Annotated in this window: 11 protein-coding genes and 1 pseudogene; 2 read left to right on the forward strand and 10 right to left on the reverse strand. The window is 69.3% G+C overall.

Going from position 1 to position 9,566, the window contains the following annotated elements:
- Positions 1-107: 107 nt before the first annotated feature.
- Positions 108-1,466, forward strand: coding sequence for a group II intron reverse transcriptase/maturase (ltrA, locus tag M3N57_09120; protein MDP9022837.1), 1,359 nt, complete (start codon positions 108-110; stop codon positions 1,464-1,466).
- 689 nt (positions 1,467-2,155) lie between these two features.
- Here ltrA and M3N57_09125 read toward each other — a convergent pair.
- From M3N57_09125 to M3N57_09170, 10 genes and pseudogenes are all read right to left on the reverse strand, one after another.
- The gene (locus M3N57_09125) at positions 2,156-2,560 is read right to left on the reverse strand and encodes a type II toxin-antitoxin system VapC family toxin (GenBank protein MDP9022838.1); all 405 of its coding nucleotides are present in this window, start codon (positions 2,558-2,560) and stop codon (positions 2,156-2,158) included.
- On the reverse strand, positions 2,557-2,823 hold the full coding sequence (locus M3N57_09130; protein MDP9022839.1) for a type II toxin-antitoxin system prevent-host-death family antitoxin: 267 nt from the start codon (positions 2,821-2,823) through the stop codon (positions 2,557-2,559). Before M3N57_09130 ends, M3N57_09125 begins: the two co-directional genes overlap by 4 nt.
- Positions 2,824-2,922: 99 nt before the next feature.
- Complete coding sequence (locus M3N57_09135) at positions 2,923-3,201, reverse strand: hypothetical protein (GenBank protein ID MDP9022840.1); 279 nt, start codon at positions 3,199-3,201, stop codon at positions 2,923-2,925.
- Positions 3,202-3,204: 3 nt separating this feature from the next.
- The gene (locus M3N57_09140) at positions 3,205-3,456 is read right to left on the reverse strand and encodes a hypothetical protein (protein ID MDP9022841.1); all 252 of its coding nucleotides are present in this window, start codon (positions 3,454-3,456) and stop codon (positions 3,205-3,207) included.
- 64 nt (positions 3,457-3,520) lie between these two features.
- Positions 3,521-4,048, reverse strand: coding sequence for a zinc-binding dehydrogenase (locus M3N57_09145; protein ID MDP9022842.1), 528 nt, complete (start codon positions 4,046-4,048; stop codon positions 3,521-3,523).
- A 30-nt stretch (positions 4,049-4,078) separates the two neighbouring features.
- A pseudogene (locus M3N57_09150) lies at positions 4,079-4,686 on the reverse strand (DUF4389 domain-containing protein).
- An 86-nt stretch (positions 4,687-4,772) separates the two neighbouring features.
- Positions 4,773-5,516, reverse strand: coding sequence for a DJ-1/PfpI family protein (locus tag M3N57_09155; protein ID MDP9022843.1), 744 nt, complete (start codon positions 5,514-5,516; stop codon positions 4,773-4,775).
- A gap of 264 nt (positions 5,517-5,780) precedes the next feature.
- On the reverse strand, positions 5,781-5,930 hold the full coding sequence (locus M3N57_09160; protein ID MDP9022844.1) for a hypothetical protein: 150 nt from the start codon (positions 5,928-5,930) through the stop codon (positions 5,781-5,783).
- 27 nt (positions 5,931-5,957) lie between these two features.
- A complete protein-coding gene (locus M3N57_09165) occupies positions 5,958-6,245 on the reverse strand; it encodes a metal-sensitive transcriptional regulator (GenBank protein MDP9022845.1) in 288 nt (95 codons plus the stop codon).
- Between the two features lie 117 nt (positions 6,246-6,362).
- Positions 6,363-8,786, reverse strand: coding sequence for a heavy metal translocating P-type ATPase (locus M3N57_09170; GenBank protein ID MDP9022846.1), 2,424 nt, complete (start codon positions 8,784-8,786; stop codon positions 6,363-6,365).
- Between the two features lie 385 nt (positions 8,787-9,171).
- Here M3N57_09170 and M3N57_09175 point away from each other — a divergent pair, with 385 nt between their 5' ends.
- On the forward strand, positions 9,172-9,366 hold the full coding sequence (locus tag M3N57_09175; protein MDP9022847.1) for a hypothetical protein: 195 nt from the start codon (positions 9,172-9,174) through the stop codon (positions 9,364-9,366).
- Positions 9,367-9,566 lie beyond the last annotated feature (200 nt).

Consider the following 9,566-nt stretch of genomic DNA (forward strand, 5'->3'; position numbering starts at 1 on the left):
AGGGCGTCGGAGGCGGCCGTAGTACCGCTTGAGCCGGTCGGACAACACAACCGCCGGTGAGGGAAGGGCCGCTGCTTCGTCTGCGCGTCGCGTGCAGGGAAGGGCCGGTGAGTGCCCTCGTGGCTAGTCCCGCCGAGCAAGACAGGGTCCGAGAACTGCAACGAACGCTGTACCGGGCGGCCAAGGCCGACCCCCGGCGACGGTTCCACGCGCTTCACGACAAGGTCCACCGCAGGGACGTGTTGGAGCGGGCGTGGGGTCAGGTGCGCCGCAACCGCGGCGCCGCCGGCATCGACCAGACCACCATCGCTGATGTTGAGCAGTACGGGGCAGCCCGGCTGCTTGACGAGTTGGCCGTGGACCTCAAGGAGCACCGCTGGCGACCGCTGCCGGCGCGACGGGTTTGGATTCCCAAGCCCGGCTCGACCGAGCGGCGTCCGCTGTCGGTTCCGGCGGTCCGTGACCGCGTCGTGCAGGCGGCGTTGAGGATCGTCATCGAGCCGATCTTCGAGGCCGACTTTTTGCCGTGCAGCTTCGGGTTCCGCCCGAAGCGGGCGGCGCACGACGCGCTGCAGGTCTTGCTCGATGAGTCCTGGAGGAACCAGCGCTGGGTGGTCGAGACCGACATCGCCTCGTGCTATGAGGCGATCGGTCACGACGAGTTGATGACCGCGATCGAGGAACGCGTCTGCGACCGCCAAATCCTCAAGATGCTGCGCACGCTGCTGCGCGCGGGCGTCATGCAGGACGGGGCGGTCCGACGCGAGGTGACCGGCACACCACAAGGTGGCGTCATCTCGCCGCTGCTGGCCAACGTCTACCTGCACCGGCTCGACCGGTGCTGGCAGACCGACGGCCGCGGTGAGCTGGTCCGCTACGCCGACGACCTGGTCGTCATGTGCCGAACCCGCCGGGAGGCCGAGCGCGCGCTGGCGCTGCTCACCGCCTTCCTGGCCGACCTCGGCCTGCAGCCGAAGGCGGCCAAGACACGGATCGTGCACCTGACCGAGGGAGGCGAGGGTTTCGACTTCCTCGGCTTCCATCACCGTCTGGTGCGCGGCCGTACGGCGCGGTCGCGACACATCGTGTTCCTCGCCCGCTGGCCTTCACGCAAGGCGATGCAGCACGCCCGCGACCGCCTCCGTGACCTCACGGCACGGCGGCGACTCGCGGTGCCCGTCGAGCAGGTCGTGCAGGACGTCAACCGCTTCCTGCGCGGCTGGGTGAGCTACTTGCGCTACGGCAACTCCGCCCGCCCGTTCGACTGCATGCACGCCCACGCGATCAACCGGCTCGTGCAGTTCGTGGCCAAGCGCCACAAGCGACCCCGCAGCTACGGCTGGGCGGTCGTCGTGCACGAGTCGCGCGACTTCATGGGGCTGCTCAACCTCAACGGAGCCGTCGTCGCGCCACGGCCAAACCGGCCGTGGCGGACGCCGAATGCCGCCGGTGAAAGACGTCGGTGAGCCGTGTGCGGGAGAACCGCACGCACGGTTCGACGGGAGGGCGGAGGAAACGCACCAACGCGACCCACGACCTGAACCAACACGGGCTCCGTCCCGGCCTGGCAGTCCACGATGGCCCAGGCGATCAGGTTCCTGCCTCTTGGTGGCGCGCCTCCGCCCTACCCAACCGCGGCCTCCCTGACCCAGAGCTTGGCGTAGACAGTACGTATAGTCCGATGAGTGAACGAGTCAACCGGGAAGCGCGTCAGGACGGCGGGGCCGGCGACGACGTCGGCATCGACCCCGGGAGGGCCGCGGGCCCAGGTGATGGCCGCCGACGACACGGTGCGCCATGTCTCGGCCATCGGTCGGCGAGGTCATCCGGCTGCTGTGGGACGTCGTCGCCAGCATGTCCGTCCGCCGCCATCGGCTGACGGCTGCCAACGGCGCCGCGGGAGGTTCGCTCGCTGGCTGGTCGCGCCGGCCCACCGCGACCTCGCGGCGGCGTGGTCAGGTCCCGGCCATCCTTCACCGCGACGGCGCCGGTCTCGACACCGCCCACGGGTCGGTAGGTGGTGGGACGGTGCCGTGGTCGTCCTGTACGCGGAGTCTTGTGTGGCTCGGGCGTCGGGCTGCACGTCGGCCTGGCTATCGCCGCCTCGTCGAATTGGGGGGACGTCTCCTTCGACCGGGCCAACCGGCGGCAGCGGTCAGCCTCCGAGCACGGTCCAGCCCAACGTCCGGGCGGCCTGGGCCTGGCGGAGGTCTGCTGTGACGAGGGCGATGCCCGAAGGGCCCACACGCTCGAGCGCGGCCAGGTGCAGCGCGTCGAGGCTGCGGCTGCCCGTGAGGTCCGCCACCCGGCCAGCGTCCTCGGCTAGGACGGCATCGATCTCCACCACGGCCAGACGCAGCCAGTCGGCCCGAAAGGCGTCCCTGGCGACCGAGGCGTCTGGTCCTGCCAGGCGGCGGCCGAGGTTGCGCCACACCTCCACCCAGGTGAGCCGGCAGGTGAGCCACACCGTGTCGCTGTCGAGGATCGCGTCGTAGCGGCTGCTGTCGGGCTCGTCGATGTAGCGCTTGAGCAGGGCACTGGAGTCCAGGTAGAGGCTCACTCCTCGCGCCGGTCCTCCTCGATCATCTCCCGCACGCTCATCGATGCCCGGAACCTGGTAGGCGGGGCAGGCAGTGGCCCGGGCACCTGTGGCGGCGTGATCCAGCCTTCGGCGACCCCCCGTTCGAGGTGATCCCCGCCGGGCAGGGGGCCGAGGACTGCCTTCCGGCGTCCGCGGTCGGTCACTGTGATGCGCTCGCCGTGGGCTGCTCGCTCCAAGTACTCCGACAGCCGTCGTTTGAGTTCACGCACCCCCACGTCCATGTGTCCACCTCTACGAAGAGAGTGGACACATCGTAGCGCGTGCACACCTACGTCGGCACGAGGCGGCCGCAGTGACCGCGCGCACGGCCCGAGAAGCCCTTATACCCGGCGGGACGACCTGGCGTCCTGGATCGTGACGACGACGACCCGGTCGTCGGCTTCGATGTACCCGTAGACGATGAGCATCCACCGCCAGGGGCCGAGCAGGAACCGAAGACCCACCCACCGGCCTTCGAGTTCGGCGCCGAGACGAGGGAACTCGCGCAGTGGTGACAGCGACGCGCGCACCCGCTGACGCGTGTCGGCGGGAAGGCTCAGGGTGAGGATCAGGCGGTCGAGGTCCTCGACGGCCGCGGCCGCGAGGTCGACCCGCGTCATGGTCTACAGGTCGTCCAGTGCGACGGTGTCGCCGCTGGACGCCTGGTGTCGGCCCAGTTGCGCGCGTTCGAAGGCGCCATCGATCGCGTCGAGTAGCGCCACGATAGTGTGCGGGTCGGGGTCGCTGTCATCGATGGCGCTGGTCAACAGGGACCGGGCCAGGGTGCCCTCGTTGACGTGCACGCGGGCGGCCAGCCGCGACAGCTTCGACGCGTGCTCGGCGTCGAGGGTGATGTTCAACCGGTGGGTCGTCATGCCGGCCACCCTACACGATACGACACGAGTCGTGTAGACATGCCCCCGAGCACCGGTGCGCCGCTCACACGGTGATGACCGTCTTGCCCTGGGTATGGGGCTGACCGACCTGGCCGAGCGCCTCAGACGTTTCCCTCAGCTCGTACGTCTTGTCGATGACCGGGGCGACCGTGCCCGCCTCGATGAGCTCGGTCAGCGCGAGCAGGTCCCCGCAGCCGTTGACGCACGAAGGGTGACACCACCAGCGCCCTGATGGTGCGGCCAAGCCCATCAGCCACCGGCCCCCCGAGCCGCCGACGATCACGAGCGTGCCCCGGGGGCTCAACGCGCGTCGCAGATTCGCCAACCGCCGGTTGCCGGCCATGTCGACGATCACCTCGTAGCGCTGCCCGCCGCGGGTGAAGTCCTGCTGGGTATAAGTCGACGACGTGGTCCGCGCCGATCGAGCGGACCAGGTCCGCGTTGCGCGTGCTGCACACACCGGTGACCTGCGCAACCAGGACCCCGGTGTTATCCACCGCCGGCGTATCGACTCCCGCGGCTCCAGGACCTCCTCGGGCAGGCCGTATCGGTCGTGGACGATCGCCTTCATCCCGCGCTCCCGCACTTTCGCTTCCTCGGTTCAGGTGAGGGTGAACGGCGGGTAGCGGTCGGTGACCAGCAGGAACGCGTAGGCCTGCACGCGCAGTGCCCATCGGCTCACCCCCACCACGTAGTCGAACAGCGCCTGCGGATACCGCCCGGTGAGCAGGATGGCGAACCAGGCGATCACGACCGCACCGATCCCCCGAGTACGAGCACGGCCAGCACGAGGTAGTGGGGGATGGCCAGCAGCCACTTGACCAGCGGCAGCCAGCGGTTGAGGTCGCGCTCGACGTCGGGGTAGTCGATCTGCAGATGCACCGCCTGCTCCTCGACGGTCGACGGGTAGCGGTCCGTGAGCAGGGCCAGGTAGGCGCCGACCCGCGCCTGGAAGCGGGTCAGTTCGCGGGCGAAGTTGAACCACCAGCGCGGGTAGCGCGTCCGGAACACGATCATCAGCGCCGTGGCGAGCGAGAGACCGCCGGAAATCCCCCCGCCGGTGTTGCGAACCTGCTCACCCGTCTCGGTCATCACGGTCTCGTTCCCGGTGGCGGTGAGCAGGCCAACGAGAACCAGGATCGGGATGGCCCAGATCAGCCGAAAGGCCGTGGTGACCCGGTCAAGCTGGTCCGGATAGTCCACGTCCAGCCGGGCGGCGTAGGACTGGGGTGGAGTGGACACGGTCTACCTCCCACGTTGCGACGAGGCACCCTACCGACCGCGCCTCCATTTCCTCATTGGCTGGGGGCCAGGGAGAGCGGCGGCGGTAGTCGGTGGGGGTAACGCCGACGAGGCGCCGGAACGCCCGGTGGAAGGTCTCGGTGGTGGGGAAGCCACAGCGGCGGGCGATGCCGGCGTCGGTCTGTTCCAGCAGCCGTCGGGCGGCGTCGATGTGGACGCGCTCGACGACCTGCCGGGGCTGATGCCGACCTCACGGGTGAACACAGGCGTTGGAAGCCGCGCTCGCTCATCGCGACGTGGCCGGCCAGCGCGTGGATCGACAGGTTCGCGTCGGGGTGGTCGGCGACGTGGGCCAGCAGGTCGGCGATCGTGGGGTGTGACGACCGCTGGTCCGCGAGGTGGGTGCTGTACTGCTGCTGGCCGCCCGCCCGCTGCAGGTCGACCACAAGGTGGCGAGTGGCCTGGGCGGCGATCTCGCTGCCGTGGTGGCTGCGCAGCAGTTGCAGGGCGAGGTCGATGCCCGCGGTCACGCCAGCGGAGCTCCAGACGCCGTCGTGGAGATAGATGCGGTCGGCGTCCACCTCGACCTCCGGATGTGCACTGGTGAGCAGGTCGGCCAGCGCCCAATGGGTCGTCACCCGCCGGCCATCGAGCATGCCGGCCTCGGCCAGCAGCAGTGCGCCGGTGCACACCGAGCCGACTTCCCGGCTTCGCGCGGCGAGGCCGGCGAGTCGCGGATCGTCGGCGGCCGCGCCGACGGCCAGTCCGCCGGCGACGAGCAGCACGTCCGGTTCCATGTCGGGGTCGGCGGGGACGACTGGGACGGGCGCGGGACGATCGGGCTGGCGACGACCTCGTGCACTGGCGCGTCCATCCCCCGGTGCTGGTGGCCGGCGACTTCTGGCTGCTGGAGGTTCCCCAGGTCCCGCATCGACGGGGAAGGTGGTGGCTGATCGCCTCGACCACTGCCGACTGGCATGCCCGCCGTCGTCTCGTCCGGCTCGGGGGTGGCCGGTACCGGTCGTGGAGTGCGTCCTGCGCTCGACTCTCGCTTCCTCGGTTCAGCTGAGGCTGAACGGCGGGTGGTAGAGGGGGATCGCCAGCAGCCACTTGACCAGCGGCAGCCAGTGGTTGAGGTCACGCTGGACGACGGGGTAGTCGACCTGCAGGTGATAGCACGCGTACCCGTACTGGGCATAGGGAGGGCGCATGGTCGTGAGCGACCTTCTCTGTCGCCGCTATCGTGCGCGGACCATCCGATCGATCGCGCGGGTCACTTCGTCGACGACCTCTCGAGCGTGGTCTGCATCATCACCCTTGACGGCGTCAGCGACGCAGTTGGAGACGTGCTCGTTCATGAGCCCCAACGCCACCTTCTGGAGAGCGCCCTGGACGGCGGAGACCTGCTGAAGGATGTCGATGCAGTAGGTGTCCTCGTCGACCATGCGCTGCAGGCCCCGGACCTGTCCCTCGATTCGGCGCAATCTGGACAGGTACTGATCCTTGTTCAGACTGTATCCATACAAGGAAGCCTCCTGAGGAAGAAGAGACACAAGGGTGCCGCCCTCATCTACCCTACCCCTGTAGGTCCAGGCCGGCTGGTGTACCGGCGCCGGCCATGAGCAGAGAGCTGGGCGACCCCGTCAGCCGCGGGCGAAGCGGCGCAGTCGGAGGCTGTTGGTGACCACGCTGACCGAGGAGAACCCCATGGCCGCGCCGGCGATGATCGGGTCGAGCAGTCCGAGGGCGGCCAACGGGATCGCGGCCGTGTTGTAGCCGAACGCCCAGAACAGGTTCTGCGCGATCGTGCGGTACGTCCGCCGGGACAGGCCGATCGCGATGACGACACCGTGGAGGTCACCGCGCATCAGCGTCAGGTCGCTGGACTCGATCGCGACGTCGGTGCCGGTGCCGATGGCGATGCCCAGGTCAGCTTGGACCAGCGCGGGGGCGTCGTTGACGCCGTCACCGACCATGGCCACGACCTGACCCTCGGATTGCAGCCGCTGGACCTCGGTCTGCTTGTCGGAAGGCAGGACCTCGGACAGCACGCGGTCGATGCCCACGTCGCGGGCGATCGCCTCGGCGGTTCGGGCGTTGTCACCGGTGATCATCGCGACCTGCAGGTCGAGGACGTGGAGATCCGCCACGGTGTCTACGGCGCCGTCCTTGACGGTGTCGGCCACGGCCAGCACGCCCTTGGTCTCGCCGTCCCAGCCGGCGAACACCGCGGTACGCCCCTGTCCTTCCAGGTCCTGGCCTGCCTGGTCAAGAGTGAGAGGCAGGATGAGACCGGCCTCGGCGAGCAGCTTGCGTCGGCCGACCCAGACCGTGGTCCCGTCGAGATCGCCTCGCAGCCCAAGGCCGGGCAGCACCTGGAATTCCGTGACGGAGGGCAGGGGTCCGACCTGCTCGCGGGCGCCGGCGGTGATGGCCTGTCCGATGGGATGCTCGCTGTCAGCTTCGACCGCACCGACGCGCCGCAGCAGCTCCGCGGTCCCAAGGCCTCGCGTGGGCACGACATCGGTGAGAGCCATCTCTCCCTCGGTCAGGGTACCGGTCTTGTCGAACACCACGGTGGTGACCGAACGGGACCGCTCCAGCATCTCGGCGGACTTGATCAGCACGCCCAGTTGGGCGCCGCGGCCGGTGCCGACCATAATCGCCGTCGGAGTCGCCAGCCCTAGAGCACAGGGGCAGGCGATGATCAACACCGCGACCGCGGCGAGCAGCCCACCGGTGGGATCACCGTCGAGTGCCCACCAACCAAGGAACGTGACGCCGGCGATACCGATGACGGTCGGGACGAAGATCCCCGAGATCCGGTCGGCCAGTCGCTGCGCACCCGACTTGCCGGTCTGGGCCTCCTCGACCATGCGCACGATCTGTGCCAGGGCGGTGTCGGCGCCCACGGCGGTCACGCGCACGGTGAGCACCCCTGCGGCGTTGATCGTCGCCCCCGACACCTTCGCGCCGACGGTCTTGTCCACCGGCACGGACTCGCCGGTCAGCATGGACTCGTCCACGGCACTGGCCCCCTCGACGACCTCGCCGTCGACCGGCACCTTCTCGCCCGGACGGACACGCAGCAGGTCTCCGACGACGACCTGGTCGACCGGGACCATGACCTCGACGCCGTCGCGGACGACCCGAGCCTCCTTGGCGCCGAGCTCCAACAGCGCGCGAATGGCGCGACCGGCGTTCCCCTTGGCCCGTGCCTCGAAGTAGCGGCCGAGCGTCAGGAACCAGATGATCAGTATGGCCGTCTCGAAGTACAGGTCCATCCGGCCGGCGGCGAGCTGATAGACGCTGAAGAAGAACGCCGACAGCGTGCCGATCGCGATGAGGGTGTCCATGTTCGCGGTGCGCACCAGCGCACGGCGGGCGGCCTCACGCAAGAACGGCCAGCCGACCCAGAACTGCACCGGGATCGCCACCGCGAACATGGTCCAGCGCAGCGTCGGGTTCGCCATCGCGTCATGGCCGGCGAGCATCGTGGCGAGCATGAACAGCGCGGCAGGAGTGGCGACCAGCACACGGGTCAGCCAGGAGCGCTTGGCGCGCTCCTCGGCCTCGTGGGGGTCCTCGGCGGCGGCGTCGCGGGCGGCGCCGAGCGGGCGCAGCTCGTAGCCGATCTTGGCCACCCCGGCCTGCCACGCGGCCAGGTCGGGATCTGGGACGGCAGGCAGGACGTGGGCCTTGCCCGTGGCGAAGTTGACCTGGGCCTCGGCGACGTCGTCGCGTTTGGACAGCACGCGCTGGACGCGAGCCGCGCACGACCCGCAGGTCATGCCGCCGACTCCCATAACGATGGCGCCAGTGACGTCCGGCACCTCGACGGTGTAGCCGATCTTGCGCACGGCTGTCCGCAGGACATCGACATCGACGTCACTGCCGCCGTCGATGAGTACCCGCCCTTTGCCCGCGGCGAAGTTCACTTCGGCGTCGGCCACGCCGGGCTGCTTGCGCAGCACCCGCTGAACGCGCGCGGCGCACGACCCGCATGACATGCCCTCCACCCGCAGGTCCAGCGTGCGGGCCTCGGACTCCGTCTGCTCCCTCGCCATCGCGGAACGACCTTTTTCGTTGTGGGACCGGGGTCAGTCCTGAACGGAGTAGCCGGCCTCGGTGACGACTTCGGCGATATGCCCCTGGTCGATCACCGAATAATGCTATACCCCCCTACTGTACATCTCAACTATGACGTCGTAGGCTCCACTGTCCGCTCCGGCACCGAAACCGGACAGGCCCCCTGCTCCCGATCCGCGCCGCCCGCAACGACGAGCTGGCCGCAAGCGGCGCGAGCGTGAGGTCGCTGCGGCCTCGCGACGAGGCTCCCCGTTCCACCCGACCCGAGGGCGTCGTGAGGATCGAGCAGCTGAGCGAGCTACAGCGCGACGAGCTGCGGTTGGAGAAGATTCCGACGCTCATCGAGGACCTCCTCGCAAGAGGGTGCAGACGCTCAGACGGGACCTCACGAGCGAGCAGCAGGAGCGCCAGAAGGGGCTCAGGGACGAGATCCGCGAGCAAGCCCACAAAGAACTGCCCCTCGAGGCCATCGGCGTGTTCCTGTTCGCCCTCAGCGCCGTGCTGAGCACCATCCCTCACGAGCTGGCCACAGGGCTGCGGTGGCTACGGCCGTCCTGAGCAGCACGGCGGGCGTAGCTACAGCCTGAACGAACAGAAACCATCCCGGCTAGGCTAGGGGGCTGCGCCCATTCCTCGTCGAGGGAGGGGGCGCCGCGACTGGGCGGCGGGTGCGCCATGACAGCGGCCAGGCCGACCAGCACGGCGTTCCTACGTCACAGCCCCGCCGCGCCCGAGTAGCGTCTCGGACGACCGGGACT

It is taken from the genome of Actinomycetota bacterium, assembly GCA_030776725.1.
GTDB lineage: Bacteria > Actinomycetota > Nitriliruptoria > Nitriliruptorales > JAHWKO01 > JAHWKW01.